17 protein-coding genes are annotated in these 20127 nt (G+C 57.9%); 8 read left to right on the top strand and 9 right to left on the bottom strand.

Features of this window, described 5'->3' with window-relative positions:
- Window positions 1-313: 313 nt before the first annotated feature.
- From LJE94_01725 to mtnA, 3 genes are all read right to left on the bottom strand, one after another.
- Window positions 314-1663, bottom strand: coding sequence for a cobalamin-dependent protein (locus LJE94_01725; GenBank protein ID MCG6908823.1), 1350 nt, complete (start codon window positions 1661-1663; stop codon window positions 314-316).
- Window positions 1664-1997: 334 nt separating this feature from the next.
- Entirely contained in the window at window positions 1998-2465 is a 468-nt protein-coding gene (locus LJE94_01720) for an Lrp/AsnC family transcriptional regulator (protein ID MCG6908822.1), read from the bottom strand.
- 132 nt (window positions 2466-2597) lie between these two features.
- Complete coding sequence (gene mtnA, locus LJE94_01715; protein MCG6908821.1) at window positions 2598-3722, bottom strand: S-methyl-5-thioribose-1-phosphate isomerase; 1125 nt, start codon at window positions 3720-3722, stop codon at window positions 2598-2600.
- A gap of 396 nt (window positions 3723-4118) precedes the next feature.
- On the opposite strand from mtnA, the gene LJE94_01710 reads away from it, so the two are divergent.
- The 3 genes from LJE94_01710 (at window position 4119) to LJE94_01700 (ending at window position 6911) form a co-directional block, all read left to right on the top strand.
- Entirely contained in the window at window positions 4119-4943 is an 825-nt protein-coding gene (locus LJE94_01710) for a substrate-binding domain-containing protein (protein ID MCG6908820.1), read from the top strand.
- Between the two features lie 260 nt (window positions 4944-5203).
- Complete coding sequence (locus LJE94_01705) at window positions 5204-5893, top strand: ABC transporter permease (GenBank protein ID MCG6908819.1); 690 nt, start codon at window positions 5204-5206, stop codon at window positions 5891-5893.
- A 1-nt stretch (window position 5894) separates the two neighbouring features.
- Window positions 5895-6911 (top strand): energy-coupling factor ABC transporter ATP-binding protein, encoded by a 1017-nt coding sequence (locus LJE94_01700; protein ID MCG6908818.1) that lies wholly within the window; start codon window positions 5895-5897, stop codon window positions 6909-6911.
- Window positions 6912-7069: 158 nt separating this feature from the next.
- Here LJE94_01700 and LJE94_01695 read toward each other — a convergent pair whose 3' ends face one another.
- From LJE94_01695 to LJE94_01675, 5 genes are all read right to left on the bottom strand, one after another.
- Entirely contained in the window at window positions 7070-8824 is a 1755-nt protein-coding gene (locus LJE94_01695; GenBank protein MCG6908817.1) for a hypothetical protein, read from the bottom strand.
- A 10-nt stretch (window positions 8825-8834) separates the two neighbouring features.
- A complete protein-coding gene (locus LJE94_01690; GenBank protein MCG6908816.1) occupies window positions 8835-10184 on the bottom strand; it encodes an OprO/OprP family phosphate-selective porin in 1350 nt (449 codons plus the stop codon).
- A 445-nt stretch (window positions 10185-10629) separates the two neighbouring features.
- Window positions 10630-11481: a glycosyltransferase gene (locus LJE94_01685; protein ID MCG6908815.1), complete on the bottom strand. Its 852-nt coding sequence runs from the start codon at window positions 11479-11481 to the stop codon at window positions 10630-10632.
- A gap of 91 nt (window positions 11482-11572) precedes the next feature.
- Entirely contained in the window at window positions 11573-12586 is a 1014-nt protein-coding gene (gene amrS, locus LJE94_01680; GenBank protein MCG6908814.1) for an AmmeMemoRadiSam system radical SAM enzyme, read from the bottom strand.
- A gap of 83 nt (window positions 12587-12669) precedes the next feature.
- Window positions 12670-13410, bottom strand: a complete 741-nt coding sequence (locus LJE94_01675) for a methyltransferase domain-containing protein (GenBank protein ID MCG6908813.1) — start codon at window positions 13408-13410, stop codon at window positions 12670-12672.
- Window positions 13411-13696: 286 nt separating this feature from the next.
- Between LJE94_01675 and LJE94_01670 the strand changes: the two genes are divergently transcribed.
- Both LJE94_01670 and LJE94_01665 read left to right on the top strand, forming a co-directional pair.
- Entirely contained in the window at window positions 13697-14122 is a 426-nt protein-coding gene (locus LJE94_01670; GenBank protein ID MCG6908812.1) for a DsbA family protein, read from the top strand.
- Between the two features lie 36 nt (window positions 14123-14158).
- Complete coding sequence (locus LJE94_01665; GenBank protein MCG6908811.1) at window positions 14159-14557, top strand: thioredoxin domain-containing protein; 399 nt, start codon at window positions 14159-14161, stop codon at window positions 14555-14557.
- 65 nt (window positions 14558-14622) lie between these two features.
- On the opposite strand, the gene LJE94_01660 is transcribed toward LJE94_01665, so the two are convergent.
- Window positions 14623-15420: a divergent polysaccharide deacetylase family protein gene (locus LJE94_01660; GenBank protein MCG6908810.1), complete on the bottom strand. Its 798-nt coding sequence runs from the start codon at window positions 15418-15420 to the stop codon at window positions 14623-14625.
- A 253-nt stretch (window positions 15421-15673) separates the two neighbouring features.
- On the opposite strand from LJE94_01660, the gene LJE94_01655 reads away from it, so the two are divergent.
- The 3 genes from LJE94_01655 to LJE94_01645 all read left to right on the top strand — a co-directional run bounded on the left by LJE94_01655 (window position 15674) and on the right by LJE94_01645 (window position 19974).
- Entirely contained in the window at window positions 15674-17857 is a 2184-nt protein-coding gene (locus LJE94_01655) for an ATP-dependent RecD-like DNA helicase (GenBank protein ID MCG6908809.1), read from the top strand.
- Between the two features lie 231 nt (window positions 17858-18088).
- Entirely contained in the window at window positions 18089-19246 is a 1158-nt protein-coding gene (locus tag LJE94_01650) for an acyl-CoA dehydrogenase family protein (protein ID MCG6908808.1), read from the top strand.
- An 89-nt stretch (window positions 19247-19335) separates the two neighbouring features.
- Entirely contained in the window at window positions 19336-19974 is a 639-nt protein-coding gene (locus LJE94_01645) for an XRE family transcriptional regulator (GenBank protein MCG6908807.1), read from the top strand.
- Window positions 19975-20127: the final 153 nt, after the last annotated feature.

Here is a 20127-nt window from a genome sequence, read left to right as displayed (position 1 = left end):
TAAGAGCGGACACGTTCGGGCGGCGGCGTGCAGATTCGGGTTGCAACCCTGTGGAACCCGTTGCCGCTCCCTGTATCTTATCGAATCGCTTGACGGACTGTCAAGCAAGACGACCTGTGCGTCAGGGTAAAACCAGAAGTCAGAGGTCGGAGATCAGATGTCAGAGCCCAGAAGCCTAAGGTGAACGTCCAACATCGAACACTGAACATCGACCCGCTCTTTATGTGCTCTTGACCGATTGCCCAGAAAAACTGAATACAGTAAGCCAATAAACCACATTCGACGTTGAATGGTGGCAACGTAGAACAGGGGATCAGGAATGATCGCCGGCCAGGCGTTTCAGCCGGCTGACGATCTCCCATGAGAAAGGCTCTTGGCTGCAGGGCATGATCGCATTGTTGGAGAAAACGGGATCCTTCTCCAAATCATAGCGGGACGCGGCCACCGCCTGCGGCCAGAGGGCCGTGTGGGGAATGGGGGTGTAGTGGGCGATCACCGGCGTGATGCCGCTATTTTTGACGATGCGGATGGAGGCTTCAATGTCGGCAATGGTCTGCCCGGGCAGCCCGAACAGAAGATAGGCGCCCACCTGCCTCCTTTTGAACCCGGCGCGTTGTAACACATCCACAGCGCGTTCGAATTCAGACGCCGTCACCTTGGCATCCAGGGCGCCGCGATGCGCGAAGGCGGCGGTTTCCAGTCCCAGCCGAATGGTCTCGAAACCGGCTGCGAACATGAGGGCGGCCGTCGCCTGCTTCACTTCACGAACATGCAGGGCGTTGGGGGTGTGAAACCGCACACTGAGCCTCCTGCGAAGCACCCCTTCCAGGACCGGCAGGATGTGATTCCGGGCATTCACGAGCAGGGCATCGTCGTAAAAGGCAAAGTCGACCACACCGTAGCGGCGATGCCAGTAATCGATCTCCCGGATCACGAGTTCCGGTTCCCGCTCCATCCGCCCCGGATTCAAATAGCGGGAAGCGCAGTAGGCGCATTCAAAGGGGCACCCCCGCGACGTCATCAGAGGTGCGTACGTCACGCGGCGCTGCAGATCGAGGGCCGGATAGGGGTAGGAAGCCAATTGTTGCGGATCGAACCGCGGCGCCATGGCAAATCCAGTAAACGCCTGCACCAGTGCGAGCACGTGTTGTTCGCCCAAACCGGCGACGACCCGGTCCGCACCGGAATGCCGTTCGGCGTGTTCACGGCACAGGGAGGCATACACGCCCCCGAGCACGACCGGCACATCGGGCAGCATGGTCTTCAGCTCCGCGATGGTCTCCCGGACACCCGGATACCAGTAGGTCATCAAAGAGGTGACCATGACCAGATCCGGTTTCTCCACTGCCAACACCGATTCCCGGAACCAGCTTTTCCTGATGCCGTAGCGGGAGTAGGTTCTGGGAACATCTTCCAAGCCCGCCGGTTTGGGAATAGGCGTTTTGAGATAGGGGCCGCGCCCATGGCGGGCCAGCGGGTTTACGGGGCGTGACCGGGGGTGAAAGCGGTCCAGGCAGTCGATGTAGTCCACGGAAACACCGTGGCTTCGAAGAATGCCGGCCAGCTGCAGCAGGCCCAATGGTTTGGCCCAGAAGTCATAGGCGGCAAAATCGTGAATCCAGGGGTTGATCAACAATACCCTGGGCTTTCTTGAGCGTTGCATGAGATTCGCTGAATTCATTAGAAACAGGTCTCAGCTTGTAACGCATTTGTACCTGGTCGAGGTTTTTTCGATTCGATCGGCATCATTGGCTTTGCGGCGTTTCTATTGTGAACCGAGATAGCGAGCGCATTCCCTGCAGCTTGCTGCAGGGTCAGCGAGTGAATCATAATTGATAGAATCCCTTACGGTGAAGATTCCCCTTAAGCTTGCTGCGGGGAGTGTTCAATAATTTTTTTTCGGGTCTATAACCCAAAATAAGGCAAAACGATTGCCGGGGAATAATAACACCGCGGGCCGCACCCATCGCTTAAAACGCTCGGTGCGGCCCGCGGTGTTATACGAAATATTGCATGGATGTCTTTTTCAGCTCCTGGCGGCTGAACAGCAGCGTGTACACCGGCACCGCCGCCTTTTCGGCCATGCGCGCCGCTGTCGCGCGGCACTCGTCCTCATCGACAGCATGCACCATGGTATACAGGTTATAAGGCCAGTCTTCGGCCGGGCTCCTTTGATAACAGTGGGAAACTTCCCCGAAAGCGGCAAATACCTCTCCGACCTCGTCGGTGCGCGCCGCTTCCACCTGCCAGGCCACCATGGCATTGGCCTTGAATCCGGATTTCTGATGACGCAGCGTAGCGCCGAAACGCCGCATGATACCCCTGTCCCTGAGGCTTTTCAGGGTTTTCAGCAGCGTGTCCTCGGAAACCCCCAGATCGTCGGCTATATCACGATAGGGTTCCGCAGTGACCGGCAGGTCGCCCTGGACAGCGGCAACCACTTTTTTTTCCAAGTCTGTCAGCATGAGGGACAATAAAGGCCATTCGTTTGGGGATGTCAATAGCGGTTGTCATAAATCCACGCGCCTATCACCCATATCAAGGGTAGAGCCCCCCGCCGCGGGGAAATCCCGTTCCGGCCCTGAATCGGCTTGGGGTCAGGCAACGGGCTTTTCGGGAAAAAGGGCGTGGATGGCTTCTTCGCCGGCTTCGCAGACCCCCCTTTCGGTGATGAATCCGGTCACCAGGCGGGCCGGGGTTACATCGAAGGCATAGTTGGCGGCCCGGCTTTCTTCGGGAGCGATCATCACCCTGCCGATGGTGCCGTTGACCAGTCCCTGAACATAGCGCACCTCGTCGGGATTCCTTTCCTCGATGGGTATATCCTTTATCCCGTTGTTGAGACGCCAGTCGAAGGTGCTCGACGGCAGGGCGACATAAAACGGGACCTGGTTGTCGCGGGCGGCCAGCGCCTTGAGATAGGTGCCGATTTTGTTGGCCACATCACCCGTGTGGGTCGTGCGGTCCGTGCCCACGATCACCAGGTCCACCATGCCGTGCTGCATCAAATGCCCGCCAGCATTGTCGGTGATGATCGTGTGGTCGATCCCGTGCCTGCCCAATTCCCAGGCCGTCAACCGGGCCCCCTGGTTCAGGGGCCGGGTCTCGTCCACCCAGACGTGGATGTCCACTCCCCTGTCAAATGCCGCATACATGGGGGCGGTTGCCGTCCCGTATTCGACGCAGGCCAACCAGCCGGCGTTGCAGTGGGTGAGAATGTTGACGGTGCGTCCCCCCTTCTGCCGGGCGATCCCTTCCACGACGGCCACACCGTGCTCACCGATCATGCGGCAATTCTCGGCCTCCTCCTCGGCGATGCGCCCGGCCTCCGACCGGGCGGCGGCGATGGTTTTCGCGTCGATCTCGAGCTCATCGCCGCAAGCGTCCCGGACGGCGGCAACCGTACGCTCGACCCCCCAGATGAGGTTGATGGCCGTCGGTCTGGCGGCCTTGATGCGCTCGCACTCCTGAAAAAAAAATGCGGCGGCGTCGGACCGGGGCGCTGCATCGAGCGCCGCCACCAGAACGCCGTATGCCGCCGTGACGCCGATCAACGGCGCTCCCCGCACGACCATCTCCTTAATGGCCATGATGACATCGTCCACCGCGGTCAGATCCAGAACCACCAAGTCGTGGGGCAATTGCCGCTGGTCGATCACTTGTACCGTCTGGCCGTCCTGGCCCAGCCAGATCGGCCGCATCTGTTTGCCGTCAACCTTCATCGTCCCTCCTCGGCACGTTATGCCCAGATCATTGTAGATACCCGGGCCCGTAAGACCCGGCACTGGTTCCACCCCAAAGGATCAGAATTTCAATAGATCGAAAAACGCCATGATCTTAACCACAAAGGCACAAAGATCACAAAGATTTTTTCCATTGACAGGGAAACGTGCATCCCCCATTCATTCCGAGAGTCGGCTGCCGGGACGCCTGTCCCGGGCCGGTGATCCTCAGGCGTCGGTCGGTTGGTTTGTACGGTAATTTTTTGTTATTCCCGGTCACTGTCTTTAACCATATCGTTTTAGTCTAAAAAAGATTGACAAGATCAACCAATGGCAATAGGTCTGAGTACAGGTTGACGACAAACCGATTTCACCAAACCAGAAAAGGAGTGCGACATGCAGCCAGCACGAATCGTCTCGATTTTACTGATCATAATGCTTTGTGTGGCCCCGGCGGGCGTCTTCGCAGCCGACACCCTGGTGATGGCCACCACCACCAGCACGGACAACACGGGCCTTTTGGATTACCTGATGCCGAAATTCAAGGACGCCACCGGCATCGAGGTCAAGTGGACCGCCACCGGCACCGGCAAAGCCCTCAAGCTCGGTGAAAACTGCGACGTGGACATCCTGATGGTCCATGCGCCGCCGGCCGAAAAGAAATTCGTCGACGCCGGCTTCGGCACCGATCGTACGGAGATCATGTACAACGACTTCGTCATCATCGGTCCGGCCGCGGACAAAGCCGGCATCAAAGGCAGGCCCATTGCGGATGCCCTAAAGAAAATCAAGGCCGATCAAGCGCCCTTTATCAGCCGGGGCGACAACTCGGGGACCAACAAAAAGGAGATAGCCCTCTGGAAAGCCGCCGGGCTGCCGGTTCCGGAAAAGGAAAAATGGTATGTGCAGACCGGACAGGGCATGCTGGCCACCATCAACATCGCGGCCGAGCGCAACGGCTACACCATGACCGACCGGGGCACCTACATCAAGTACGAAGCCAACATGAACGGCAAGCCCCCCCTAAAGATTCTGGTGGAAGGCGACGCCGTCCTGCTGAACCAGTACAGTGTGATCGCCATCGACACGGCGCATTGCTCACAGGCAAAATACGACCTGGCCAAAAAATTCATCGACTGGGTTGCCGGGGCCGAGGCCCAGAAGCTGATCAAGGATTTCAAACTGTTGGGCAAACCTCTGTTTACCCCCAACGCCAAATAATTCTTAGGGGCCGGGCACCAACGACCGGGCACCAAGACTTACAGCTAAGTTGAGCGTTTCAAATTTTAAGAATGGACAAAATAAAAACATTTTCAATGGATTAAATCTATTTGAATTCTAAAATTTGAAACCCTCCGGGATTTCCGGGCTCACCGCACCTGCGGTGTCAAATGTCATCGCGCATAGGCCACTATAGCGGGATAACATTTTCCTTGCATCTGCGGCAAACCCGAAAATGGCTCAATTTAGGTTACCGTGTCATGCAATTTATCATAGACGGATTCATACAGGCCGTACGCCTGCTGCTGGGGGGCGATGCGGAGACCTATTCAGCCATCCGGGTGACGGTGGCCGTTTCGAGCTACTCCATCGGCTGCAGCCTGGTCGCGGGCATTCCCCTTGGTTTCTGCCTGGGGTATTTCGACTTTAGGGGGAAAAAATCGATCCGGACCGTCGTCGACACCCTGATGGCCCTGCCCACCGTCTTCATCGGCCTCATCGTCTACGCCTTTCTGACCAACCGGGGACCACTCGGAAATTTTAGGTTGTTGTTCAGCCTGCCGGGCATCGCCATCGGCCAAACCATCCTGGCCCTGCCCATCGTCATCGGCCTGAGTGCCACGGCCGTGGAAAGCATGGACCGTAAACTGCGCACGGCCATCGTCTCCATGGGCGCCGGCCGGCGGCAGCTCTTCCTGACCAGCCTGTGGGAGGCCCGCCATGGCCTGCTGGCCGGAGGGATCGCCGCTTATGGCAGGGTGATGACCGAAGTGGGCATTTCCATGATGGTCGGCGGCAACATCAAGTGGCACACGCGCACCATCACCACCGCCATCGCCTTGGAGACCAACAAGGGCCAATTCGGCATGGGCGTCGCCCTGGGCCTGGTTCTCCTGGCGATCGCCTTTCTGGTCAACATCTCCGTGTCATTTTTGCGGCGGAGGTATTGACGTGGCCGCCCCTATTTTCGAAATCGACGCCTTGAAACACGCCTACGGCGGCAAAACCGTTCTCGCCATCGACCGTCTCGCCATCCAAGCGGCATCCATCGTTGGGCTCATCGGGCCGAACGGCAGCGGGAAGAGCACGCTTCTGAAAATGCTGGGCCTGATCGAAAAACCGACCCGGGGCGACATCCGGTTCCGCGGCCGCCGGGTCGAGCCGTTTTCCCGCGCTGCCAGGTTTCGCATCACCCTGCTGCCACAGGAGCCTTTTCTGATGAAGCGCAGCGTTTTCAGGAATGTGGCCTACGGTCTGAAATTAAGAGGCAACGGCGGTTCGGCGGTCGAAACGGCCAACCGGGTGCTGGCCATGGTGGGGCTGGACGGGAAAGAGATGCTCAGGCGACCGTGGTATGCGCTTTCGGGTGGTGAAACACAGCGCGTCGCCCTGGCCGCAAGATTGGCGCTGGAACCCGAAGTCCTTCTGCTGGACGAACCGACCGCCAGCGTGGATGCCGCCAGCGCCCAGCTCATCAAGGAGGCGGCCCTGAAGGCCCGGCAGGAATCGGACACCACCCTGATCATCGCCAGCCATGACTGGCAGTGGCTGCTAGAGATTTGCGACGAAGTGCTGCACCTGTTCAAGGGCCGCATCTTCGGAACCGGCCGCGAAAGCGTCATTTTCGGCCCCTGGCGGCATTTGGAAACGGGACAGTGGGGCAAGGTTCTGGCCGACGGGCAACAGCTGGTCGCCCCGCCGCCGCCCGCCCCGGACGCGGCCGCCGTCATCGACCTGTTGCCGGCAGTCAGCGCAGGAAAAAATTGTCATCTCCTCCACGGCACGGTTTCACGTCTCAGCCTGGAAAAAAGGACCGGCCGGGTGTTCGCCACCATCATCGTCGGCGGCCACCCTTTCACCCTGCGCCTGGCCGCCGAGCCGGACAGGGGCCGACACACCCGGAAAAGCATCTACCCGGGCGAGACGATCACCGTTTGCTACCGTCCCGACCGGGTCAAGTGGATATAGTCTGAATTTCCCCCGCCCAAAGACGGAGGAATTGACGATTCCCCGCAGCAAGCTTAAGGGGAATCGTCACCGTAAGGAATTCTATCAATTATGATTCGCTCGCTTACCCTGCAGCAAGCTGCAGGGAATGCGCTCGCTATCTCGGTTCAAGCTCTACTTTAGAACATGCTGGAGATAAAGCAGAAGTTGTCGTCCGACGATGAGCTGCTTTCTGAACTATCGCTCGTCGACAGCGTGGCGATGCCTCCCGGATCCGTGATGGTGCCGTCGGCCGCGTTATCGCCGTCGGTCGCCGCGTCGCCGTCGGTCAGGGTCAGACTGATGAGGGCATCCCCGTCATTGCTGCCGAAAGGCACCTCGATCCACGTCCCCAGGGCATTGACCTTGTAGTACTTGGCCGTGGTCGGCACGGCCGCCGGAAACTGGATCTGCAACGTGACCGTAGCCCCGGGGGTCAAATCCGTGATCTGAAACTTGTTGAGGCCATAGGGAAACGTTTGATCCGGTTTGCCGGTCTGGGGTACCGAGGGGTCGTCGTCCGCCACGCAGGACACGGCGGCCAGGTTGCCGTCCGACGTGTGCAGCAGCACATTCTCCACGCCGTTGGGATGACGCACCGAGGCGGTGTCGCTGTCCTGGTAGTCGGGCGTGCCGTCACCGTCGAAGTCCTTGGTGGCATCGGTCCCCTCCTCGCTGTCCAGAATGCCGTTGCCGTTGGAATCCGTGCCGTCGATGGCGCCGTACACGATGATCTTTTTCTGGTCCACATAGGCCCACCCCGCTTCGTAGATGTCGATGTCGGTCATTCCCTCAGGCAGCGGCTCCACCTTGATGATGGTGGCCGAACGGGAACAGGAGCCGGCATTGTGATCCCATGCTTCTACATAGGGCCATTTGACGTCCTGATCGCCCGATTTGCTGGACTGGTCCGGAGCGTTGGGATCCTTCTGGGGCACCACCACCCGAAAGGGCCCTTCGCCGTCCAGGCTGTTCTCATCGTTCAGCACCCCGGCATCCATGTAGGCCCCTTCACGCTTGTAGGCCAGGATCGCTTTCAACCCACCGGAGACGGCAATGCTGGATCCGGGGGACCGCCCGGTGCAGGAAGGCGCGCTGTAGTCGCACCAGCCGCTGTCGGGGTTCAAGGCGATGTCCGCCATTTCATCCCAGTAGTAGGTGGCCGGGGGATACTGGTAGGATTCCCCGGGCATGTTGCCGTATACATGGTAGTATTCCACGTCTTCCACATAATCCAGGGGATGGGTCTGCCCCCAGCCGTCCGGTGCATACACCCAGATCCCGGTGGCTCCTTCCAGAATGCCGGCATCGTCCAGCAGGGTTCTCATGGGCACGCCCGTGTACTCGGCGTAAAAGTCTCCGGACCGGGAGGTGTTCATAAGCATGAACTGGGTGTGCGCGCCCAGGGCCTCGAGCTGCCCCATGGTGTAGATCCGGTAGGGAGCCTGCGTCAAGCCGGGATAGTCATCGGCATTGCCGGGATAGGTGTTGGCCGCGATCTCAGCGGCGTTGGTGTAGCCGTCTTCGTCGCTGTCAGCGGTATTGATGGCTTTTACGGCAGTGGCGTTTCTGCCGTTAACCCCGTAAGACACCTTGTAAGCCACGCCGTAGGCGTTCAGGGTCGCTTCGATGTCACCGTGGCCATCATATCCGTAGGTCCCGTGGCAGTACTGGCAGGAGCCGCCATAAACGAGTTTGTCCTTTTCGTTCACATACTCGCCGCCCTTGTGACACAGGTTGCAGCTGTCCAGCTTGGTGCCCAGCTTGGACGGATAGGCGGTCAGAAAATTATCGCTGTCGCTTTCCCCTTCATGGTGGTAGGCGGCAAAAGCCTCCACCCCCCAGCACACGCAAATCACCAACAACAAGCCAAAAATCATTACGTTCCTTTTCATCTTTCCCTCCTCAAAAATCGATGCTGAATCTCAGGGTTACGACATTCTCCTCGTCGATATATTCGACCGATCCGGTCGTCAGGACCCGCGAGCGGATGGGGTCCGAAAAATCGGTGTGGCTAAAATCCAGTACGATCCGGGCCATGGGGTAAAGCACCCAGTTCAGGGCCAGGCTGTATGCGTCGGCTTCTTCCACCGACACGTACGAGTCCGGGTTGATCCAGTCCGGGTCGCCGGAGAAGTGTTCGTAGCGGGCCGCCAGGCACAGCGCCCCCCAGGTGCCCTCGGCCGGATTGAAAAACCGCAAGGGGTAGATGGGCTTGACCCGGCCGCCGGACAACAGCGGCCGCTCGCCGGTCAGACACCACATGGCGCTGGCATACCAGGTCAACAAGGAGGCGTCCTCGGGATTTTCACCGCTGGCCTCCAGGTCCGTGTACAACAGGCGCACGTACTCCCCCTGAAAAATCAGGGGACCCAGAGCCCAGGCCGCTTCCAGGCCCATGCGCTTGCGGTCCCCCACGTCCTGGATCACCCCGTATTTCGTGTTGTGGGTCAACAGATAAAGCGTTCGCAGGCTCCCCACCATGCCCGTGCTCTTAACGGAAAGATTGACATTGATGGGATCGATCTGGGCATAGGTGGCCGAAGCGCCCACCTGGAACTGGTTGAGCCAGCTCAGGGACGATCGCCGGAAGGGGCTGAACACCAGCCGGCCGGCCGCCTCGGGCACGTCTTCCTCCGGGCCGGACACGGAACCATCGTCGCCATCTCCGTTGAAGAGGCCGCCGGCATAGGTGAAAACCTCGTCGAACACCGAACCGTGCAGCATGACGCCCAGGTCCCGCTTGGGCCCCAGGTAGTAGCCCATGGACCTTTCGGCAAAATAGAGCCCCTTGTCAAGGGTCTGCCACTCCAGGCTGAAGGGCTCCTTGGTCTGGCCGAAGCGCAGGGACGGCCGGCCGAAAACGGCCTCCACCCAGGCGTCCACCAGGTTGTCGGTTTCATTGCCCTGAAACTCGTATTCCATCTTGAACCGCAGGTATTGGGTCAGCTGTCCGCGGAATCGCAGGCGGGCGCGACGGATGTCGAAGCCGTTGTCCGCCCTTTCCTGTTCGGCATACCAGCGGTAGTCGCTCTGCAGGGCGCCGCCAAGGCGCAGCTCCATGCCCCCCTCCTCTTCCGAACGAATGTAAAAGCCGCCCTTGTACCCGGCAAAGAAGATGCGCTCCGCCCAACCGGTTGCCGGCAGCGCCACGAGGGCGATCGACAGAAGCAAAATGACCCGGAAATACGGTGTCGCGGTAGAAAAACGGGAGGATTGCTGCGGCTCGACGACACTATTGTAATTATTTATCATTTTTAGTTATTTATATCTTGCTGTTTGTATAGATGAATTTGCAAGTGATTTACTATGATTTAGGAATGTTAGCATGAATTATATATGATTGACTACAATCGCTATGTCAATGAGAATAACATAGATTCAAATAAATACTTCTATAAATAACTATAATTTACCAATTATTACTGAAATGTCGGTGGGGTTAAGAGATGGGGACGGAAAACGATGGTTCCGGGGGGGGCGTGGGGGGGGCAGGCAGGTGATAAGCCACTGGGCAGCGTCCTATCGAACGGCGCCATTCAAATCGAAATCGGGACTGGAATTGGGTCGTTTCGATTTCGATAGCGATTTCGATTCGCAGCAGGTTTAATAGGCTAAAACGCCCCTGCCCTTCGGTTGTTTTGCTCATTGAGTTTTTCGCTAACCCAATGAACTCACTAACCCAACGAACCAGCTGACCCTATGAATAGCTAACGGCCAGATCACGGTAGTGGGCGGCCTCCTCCAGGCGCCCGCGTTTGCGGCAACCGTCTGCATAGACCCTGCACTTTTGTGCGAGGACGCGGAGGGCCGCCGTTTTCTGTTCAGCATCGAGGATGCCGCTGTCGACGATTTTGCAGATGGATGCGATCCGGTATTTATCGAGTCCCCGCTCCGCGGAAAGCTGGTCGGCATGCCCGCCCCTTTTGACGACCAAGGGGCGGTCGATGAGGTGGATCGGGTGGCGCGCGTTGATGCGCAGCCAGAGGTCGTAGTCTTCGCAGGCGGGCAGACCCTCGTCAAACCCGCCCATGCGCCGGAAAAATCCCTTTTTCAGCATAACGGCCGACGGGCTCACCAGGCACAGTTCCAGCGAGCGCGCAAAGAACATGCCCGATGGCTTTTGATGGCGCTTGCCGGCATTGACGCGACGACCGTTGCGGATCCATGTCTCCTGGGTCTGGCAGACCTCGGTCTCCGGATGATCACGGAAAAAGGCCGTTTGGACCGACAGCTTTTCAGGCAGCCACAGGTCGTCGGAATCGAGGAAGGCGATCAGTTGGCCCCTGGCCCGCTCAACCCCCCTGTTGCGCGCGGCGCTGACGCCCCGGCGGGCCTGATGCACGACGACAATGCCTTCATAGGTCTCGAGGATCACGGCGGTGTCGTCCGTGGACCCGTCATTCACTACGATCAGTTCCAACGCCCCATAATCCTGGGCCAGGACCGATTCAACGGCCTCCCGCAGGATCCACCCCCGGTTGTAGGTGGGAATGATCACGCTGACCAGCGGCTCGTCGGCAGCCTCAACTAGCGTCTTCGTATGGCTCATGGACCGTATTTTTCAATATTCGGGGCGTTTTGACAAGCATCGATTTTGCGATCCATGCTTCCGGACATTTCAATATGAAGCAGCGGGAAGGCTAGATCCCCAGCCCGTCTATCGCCGCCCCGCAAAATTTGCACCGGCCATGGTCGATGGCATAATCCCGGACGCTGAACCCCCAGCGTTCGATAATGCGTTGGCCGCATTGGGGGCAGAAGGTGCTCTCATAGGCCTCTCCGGGCACATTGCCGGTGTAGACATATTTCAACCCGGCGGCCATTCCGATTTCCCGCGCTTTCAACAGCGTATCGACCGGTGTCGGGGGGCGGTCGGTAAGCTTGTAGGTGGGATGAAAACGACTGATGTGCCAGGGCGTTTCCGGACCCATCGACTCCGCGATGAATCCCGCCAGGGATGCCAACTCACGCCTTTGGTCGTTCAGCCCCGGAATAATCAGCGTGGTGACTTCCACCAGGATGCCCGATGACTTCATCCGCACCAGGGTGTCCAGGACCGGTTGGAGCCTTGCGCCGCAGTAGGTCTTGTAAAAACGGTCATCGAATGACTTCAGATCGACATTGGCCGCGGTAAGATAGGGGCCGATCATCTCCAGGGCTTCGGCCGTCATGTAGCCGTTGCTCACGAATACGTTTGCAAGGCCCTTGTCATGCGCCAGTTTTGCGGTTTCATAGGCAAATTCGAAAAAAACGGTGGGTTCGGTATAGGTGTAGGCGATCGTCCGGCAGTTTGCCGCCAGTGCCGCCCGGACAACCGCATCGGGCGTCACGGTTTCACCCAGAATGCGGCCGTCCTGTTCATAAGGCATCTGGGCGATGTCCGCGTTCTGGCAGAACCGGCATCGGAAATTGCACCCAACCGTGGCCACGGAGTAAGACTGGCTGCCGGGATAAAGATGATACAGAGGCTTTTTCTCGATGGGATCCACATGCCGGGCAATCAGCCTGCCGTAAACCTTTGTGTGCAGGACCCCGTCGCGGTTTTCGCGCACATGACACAGGCCGCATTCACCCGGCTTGACAATGCAGCGGTGGCTGCAGAGGCTGCAGCGCACGCGGTCTTCAGCCATTTTTTCGTACAGATAGGCTTCCATTCTTATTCTCCCGATAGAGTTGACCCATTGCTGTTACCGGTTCAACCAAATACCTCTGACCCGGCTCCGAGGATCAGATCGAATCACGTCGCCGCACCGGATTTGGCATGGTGGCGGACGATCAGGGGCCTGGTTTTGAATCTGGGAACCAGGGTCACGACAATGCCTGCAAAAGCCCCGAATGGAAACCGTTGAACAATGCCGGAAGTCTCGAATTTCATGGCCGCCTCACCGGTTGTGGCCGGAAGTTGACTTACCGTTCTCCATGACACGGGGATGTCACGCCCCAACAGGTCCCGGAACATTTGCTTGACTTCCCAAACGCTGAAAAATCTGGCACGGTTGTATATGGTGTGACTGAAAATGCCCTGCAGGCGCCGCTGGACCCCTTTGAAAGCGTAGCGGTTCAGCACCCCCACAAAGATCCTGTCTTTCGCCACCCGGCACGCCTCTTCGAGGGCTTTGAGGGGATCGTCTACGAATTCCAGGGTGGTCACCAGGCTGGCGTGATTGAAAGAGTTGTCTTCGAAAGGCAGGTCCTCGGCGATCCCCCGGTAAAGGTCCACCCGATCGCCGTAATTACGCGCCGAAACATCCAGCATGTACGGCGAGGGGTCGATGCCCGTCACGGACAAACCGAGCTCGAGAAAGGGGTGCAGACTCGCACCGGTGCCGCAACCGATATCCAGGAGGGTTTCCCCCTTGATCGGTTTCAGCATGTCCGTCATCAGCCGGTTTTCCAGCCGCGCTGTTTTGTGGGTGCGGGGATTGTTTACCCACCGGTCGTAAGCCACCGCATCGTTGAAGTCGAACACGTAACCCATGAGTTCAGTCCCTGAATTAAGCATCTATATGCATTTGTCATACATATGTTCCGTTTCAACATTGGATTGGCACACGGAACGCTATTCTGACAAACACTATATGCCAATTGCCAAAACGCCTAAGGGCATCGCAGATATTAATAGATAATCACCAGATTATCAAGCATGGAACAATTTGTGTTTGACCCATCAGCCCTCTATCATATAAAAACGTTCCCTGTTGTGCAGGAAATGTGAAACGCGATTTCTCCGCTATCTTTTAACCGCGAATCAGGAGGAAAATACGTTGAAATTCAAAACCGCTCCATGCTTCTGTCTGATCATAATGACGGCGTTGCTGTTGACGGCCAATGGTCACGCCGCAGCCCTCGACATCGAAGCGACGACCCTGAAACAGTTCGATCTCCAACAGCCGCCGTTGGATGTGGATACATCGCCGGACGGCAAACTGATGTTCATTCTCACCCCCGGCCAAGTACTGGTCTATTCCAACATGGGAAACGAACCGGTCAACCGGATTACAGTGGGGAGCCATTTCGACAGCCTGACATTCGCCGAGGATCTGGATCTCCTGATTCTGAGCAGCAAAGACGATCAACGGGTCAAAATGGTTCGCATCGACCTGGTCAGCGAGATATCCACTGAGGGTTCCCCCGTCATAGGCAATCCGGATGCACCGGTTACGCTTGCAGTGTTCGACGACTACCAGTGACCTTACTGCGCGCGACTCGAAGCGCTATTCCGGCAGTTGCTGGAAAAATATCCCGATAATGTCAGGGTGGTCGTTAAAATGTTTCCCCTGTCGAGCCACAAGTTCTCCAGGCAAGCCGCCACCGCGGCCCTGGCCGCCGACAAGCAGGGTAAATTCCCGGAATTCCATGCCTTGCTTTTTAAAAACTTCAGATCTCTGAATGAAGAAAAACTGAAGGAAATCGCCACGGAACTCAACCTGGACCTTATTAAATTCGAAGCCGACAGAAAATCGCCGGAAATCGCCGCGTTGATTTCCAGGGATCTAAACAACGGCCGAACCGCGGACGTGCGCGGCACACCGACCGTTTTTTTAAATGGCAAGCGGGTGAAAAACCGCGGCATGCAGAGTCTTCAGCAGATGATCGAAGCCGAAATTCGCAAGGCCCACCAATAGGCCTCGGCGTTGCACCGGTGAGGTAAGCCGGTGCGCCGGACAGCGCCCACGGCGGCGGCTCGATGTCAGGGGGATTGCATCAGGCCCGAAACACTCACCAGCCGGATATCGGTGTTGTCGGCATCCATGGCAAAACGCCGGATAGCCCGGGCGGTTTCGGGAAAGGGGTGACCGATAGCGACGACCCGCCCCTTGCGGAGAGCGTGCCGTTTGACCCGGTACAGTTCCCGCAGCACTGCCGACTCCTCCCGGACGTTGTCCAGGAAAACGCGCCGGGACAGGGCGGGGATATCGAAGGATCTGGCCATGGCGCGCGCTTTGGAGTGATTCGTGGTGCAGCTGTCCACGAAAAACAGCCCGTTCTTTTTGACGATCTTCAGTGCGGCGCCTATATCTTCAGCGCTTTCCGTAAACCGCGATCCCATGTGATTGTTGACACCGACCGCTTGTGGCAGCGTGCGAATGTTCCCTTCCATGACCCGCGCTATCCGCCGGCTGCCGTCACCGACAAACAGAGCCCCGGGTCCGGGGTCGCAGGCAGCGCTGTAGGGTTCCATGGGCTGATGGAGCATGACCTCGTATCCGATCCCGTGCATTTCGCGGGCCAGTTGGTCCGAATAGGGCAGATGCGGCAGAATGGAGAAGGTCAGCACAACGTCGAGATCGAGAAATTGGCGGGCGCGGGCACGGCTTTGGCCGATGTCGTCGATGATCAGGGCCATGCGCGACCGGCGGTTCCGCCCTCCGGTGCAACGCCCGGTGAGGGAAGCAGCCCCGGCCGGCACCGAGCCCAATCCACCGTAACCGGATAAAAATCCACCCAGGGCCAGCAAACCTTTCCAAATGAAACTTCTGCGGTTCATGTGCGTGGGTCTTTTGATGCCGCGTCTAAATTTATTTCCCTGATTGCATCCCATAATGCTCAATATATGGGGCAATTGTCAATAAAAAAACACTATATGTTGACACAATAGCCGTTTTAGGTTTTATGTTTTAAGTGGTAAGTGTCAATTTGAAACAAGCGGCCGACAGCATACCCGGGTGCCTGCCGGCCATTTGAAGCCAAGCCCTGTAAGCCGCATAAGAGCTAACACCTAAAACGTAAAACGCATTACTATGGACCTAACCGGCCAGATTGAAAGAATCACCTACACCAGTGAGGAAACGGGCTACACCGTTGCCAGGGTCAAGGTGTTTGGCCAGCGTGACCTGGTAACCGTTGTGGGCAGCATGATCTCCCCGACCCCCGGTGAAATCCTGAAAATGACCGGGGAGTGGACCCGTCACCCCTCCTACGGCGAACAGTTCAAAGTCACGAGCTACAAAACCACCGTGCCGGCCACGGTCTATGGTATCCGGAAATATCTGGGATCCGGACTCATCAAGGGGCTGGGACCCAAAATGGCCGACCGCATCGTAAGAAAGTTCGGCAAGGACACCCTCGACGTCATCGAACACCAGGCCGAAAGGCTTGCCGGCGTCGACGGCATCGGCAAAAAGCGTATCGCCATGATTCGCAAGGCCTGGCAGGATCAGAAGGAAATTCGTGACGTCATGCTCTTCCTGCAGTCCCACGGGGTCAGCTCCGGCTACGCCACTAAAATTTTCAAACACTACGGCGACCGCTCCATCAGCGTGGTCAGGGAGAATCCCTTCCGCCTGGCCATGGACATCTTCGGCATCGGCTTTGTCATCGCCGACGGCATCGCCGAAAAAATGGGTTTTCCCAAGGATTCACCCCAGAGAGCCGAAGCCGGCATCCTCTATGTGCTGCACAAACTCGCCGACGAGGGGCATGTCTACTACCCCTATGAAAAGCTGGTCCGGCGGTGCGGCGATATGCTGAAAGTCGACCGTGACGTCCTTGTCCACGCCCTGGGCGTGCTGGCGTCGTTTGAAAAAATCGTCGTCGAAGACCTGCTCCAAACCAAAGGAAACCGGCCGCGCCGCAACAAGGCCGTGTATCTGGCCAAATACCATCTGTGCGAAACCCGGATCGCCGAAAAACTCGACCGGCTGATGCGCGTCCCCCGGGCCGTCAAACCGGTCGATGCCGGGAAAGCATTGGCGTGGGTGCAAAAAAAGCTGTCCATACGCCTGGCCCGCAGTCAGGCCAGGGCCGTCGGCCTCGCGCTCACGGCCAAGGTCATGGTCGTCACCGGCGGCCCCGGCACCGGCAAAACCACCATCATCAACGCCCTGTTGAAAATCGTTGCCAGGTGCGGCGTCGAGACCCTGCTGGCAGCCCCCACCGGCCGCGCAGCCAAGCGCATGCAGGAAACCTCCGGGCACCCGGCCAAAACCATCCATCGCCTGCTGGAATTCAGTATGCAGAACGGCGGTTTTCAGAAAAACGAAAACAACCCGCTGGCCTGCGACCTCTTGATCATCGATGAAGCCTCCATGATCGACACCATCCTCATGCATCACCTGCTCAAGGCGGTGCCCGATCACGCGGCGCTGATCCTGGTGGGCGACGTCAACCAACTGCCCTCAGTGGGCGCCGGAAATGTGCTCAACGACATTATCGGGGCGAAAGCATTCCCGGTGATCACCCTGTCCGAAATTTTCCGGCAGGCCCGGGAAAGCAAAATCATCACGAACGCCCACGCCATCAACAACGGCGTGGTCCCCTGCCTCTCCCCCCCCGGGGACGACGACCGGCACAGCGATTTTTACTTTATCGAACAGGAAGACCCGAACCGAGTCCTGGCCTTGATTCTGGAAATGGTGTCTAAACGCATTCCCCGGCGTTTCGGCCTGGACCCTTTGGAGGATATCCAGGTGCTGACGCCCATGCACAAAGGCGTTGTGGGGGCGGTCAACCTGAACCACACCCTGCAGAGCGCTCTGACGCCGGAAAGCATGGGCCTCAGCCGCGGCAACGTCACCTTTCGCATCGGTGACAAGGTGATGCAGATCAAGAACAACTATGACAAAATGGTCTTCAACGGCGACATCGGCAGGATCGCCGCCATCTATCCGGTGGATCAGCAGGCGGTAATCGCCTTCGACGGCGTGGCGATCCCCTACGATTTTTCCGAACTGGACGAAATCGTCCTGGCCTACGCCATTTCGGTGCACAAGTCGCAGGGTTCCGAATACCCCGCCGTGGTGATGCCCGTTCTCACCCAGCACTACCTGCTGCTGCAGCGCAACCTGATCTACACCGCCGTCACCCGGGGGAAAAGCCTGGTGGTGCTCATCGGTACCCGCAGGGCCATGGGCATGGGGGTCGGCAACGACAAGGTCAAGAAACGCTACACGCATTTGAAGCACCGCTTGTGTCAACAGCCCTGAAAAGCCCCGGCCTGAACCCGGCGCAGTGCTGAGCGTCATTGACAACCGCTTCATTTCCATTTATGCATATGACATGGTTGGCATAAACCCCGGCGTTGCAACGTTGACCTAAGTCGAATCAGGTTTGGGATAAAATTATTTCGAAATAGATCGACGTACCGTAAGAACGGGCCCATACGAAACGACCAAACCGCTAACCGTGTGATAACCGCCATCATATAAGGAGCCGCCATGGAGTTCACGCTTTCAACTGACGAAGAAATCCTGAGAGACTCGGTGAGGGGCTTTGCCGAAAACGAAATCAAACCGGTCGCCTGCGAACTCGACAAGCAGGAAACCTTTTCCTACGACACCATGCAAAAAATGGCCGAACTGGGCCTCTTCGGCATTTTCGTGTCCGAAGCCTACGGCGGACAGGGGATGGACTACGTGTCCTACATCATCGCCACCGAGGAGATCGCCCGGGTGGACGGCTCCCATGCCGCCACGGTCGCGGCGGGGAACTCACTGGGCATCGGCCCGCTTTACTATTTCGGCAGCGAGGAACAGAAAAAAAAGTACCTGCCCAAACTCTGCCGCGGGGAAACCCTGTGGGGTTTCGGCCTGACCGAACCCAACGCGGGCTCCGATGCGGCCAACTCGAGCACCACCGCCGTCCTGGACGGCGACGAGTGGGTCATCAACGGCAGCAAGATTTTCATCACCAATGCCTCCACCGACATTTCGGCCGGGGTGACGGTGCTGTGCAAAACCGGAACCCGCGAAGACGGCAAACCCGAGTTGTCCTGCATCCTGGTGGAAACAGGCACGCCGGGATATACCGCCCGCGTGATGCACGACAAGATGATGTGGCGGGCGTCCAACACCAGCGAGCTGTTTTTCGAAGACTGCCGGGTTCCCAGGAAAAACCTTCTGGGCACCCGGGGTCACGGCTTTCACCAGATGATGCAGACCCTCGACGGCGGCCGCCTCTCCATCGGCGCCATGGGCCTGGGAGGCGCCCAGGGGTGTTTCGACCTGGCGCTGAAGTACAGCAACGAGAGGGAGCAGTTCGGACGCCCCATAGCCAACTTTCAGGCCAATGCTTTCAAGTTGGCCGACATGGCCGTTGAACTGGAATGCGCCCGGCTCCTTTTGTACAAGGCCTGCTGGCTGCGCGACAACGACATGGCTTTTTCCAAAGAAGCCGCCATGGCCAAACTCTACTGTTCCGAGCTGATGTACCGCTGTGCCAACCACGCCGTTCAAATCCACGGCGGATACGGACTCATGCGCGAGTACGACGTGGAACGCTTCTACAGAGACCAGAAACTGCTGGACATCGGCGAGGGCACCTCGGAGGTACAGCGCATCGTGATATCGCGGCACATCGGGGCTAGGTGCCTGTAGCGGCAGACATTTTTTTGCCACCGGCAAAGGCAAGCAGAACACAACAATCGATCATCATCGGACCACCAAGCCTGTGAGGAGATTTGAAAATGGGACAAAACGACCGCAAACCGCCTATCAACGTGGATTACTTTGAAGACCTGACCGGTGAAATTTCCATGGCCGGCGACACCCCTGTCGAAAGCGTCGGCGATCGGATCAGCGTTTTGAGGCAGGAAAAAGGGCTTTCCCTGGAGGAACTTTCCAAAATGACCGGGTTCGACGTGGATTTTCTCGAGGCCATCGAAAAGGGCGGGGCCCAGCCCCAGTTGGGGACCTCCATAAAACTGTCCAAGGCCCTGGACAGCGCCTTCGGCAGAATCGTTTCGGGCCAGGGGGACCGGCTTTACTCGGTCACCCGCAAGAACGAAAAGGTAAAAATCAGCCGCTCAACCGCCAAAAAAGGCAGCCAGGAGGTCTACACCTACATGAGCCTTGCGCCCGACGTCAAGGGACGCCACATGGAGGCACTGATCGTGGAACTCAAGGAAAACCCGGACGAAGAGATGTCCGTGCACGCGGGCGAGGAGTTCATCCACGTCCTCCAGGGGGTGGTCAACCTTAAGATCGGCACCGATGCCTTCGATCTGGAACCCGGCGACAGTGTTTACTACCTTTCCACCACACCGCACCTGATACAGGCCAAGAAGGGCGAAGCCACCATTCTGGCGGTGCTCTACAGCCAATAAAAATAAAAGACCGGGCGCCCTCCGGATGGAGGGCGCCCGGTCTTTTATGAAACGCGACTACGTCGCTCCTATGCGAAAAACCAAAATTCATACCGCGCTGCAAGAAGCGGGGAATTCGAATTTAAATTTGGCTGTACGTAAAGAAACAATAGG

The sequence above is a fragment of the Deltaproteobacteria bacterium genome (assembly GCA_022340465.1).
Lineage (GTDB): Bacteria > Desulfobacterota > Desulfobacteria > Desulfobacterales > B30-G6 > JAJDNW01.
The sequence above is the reverse complement of the archived record's forward strand: the minus strand, read 5'-3'. Positions and strand labels throughout refer to the sequence as shown.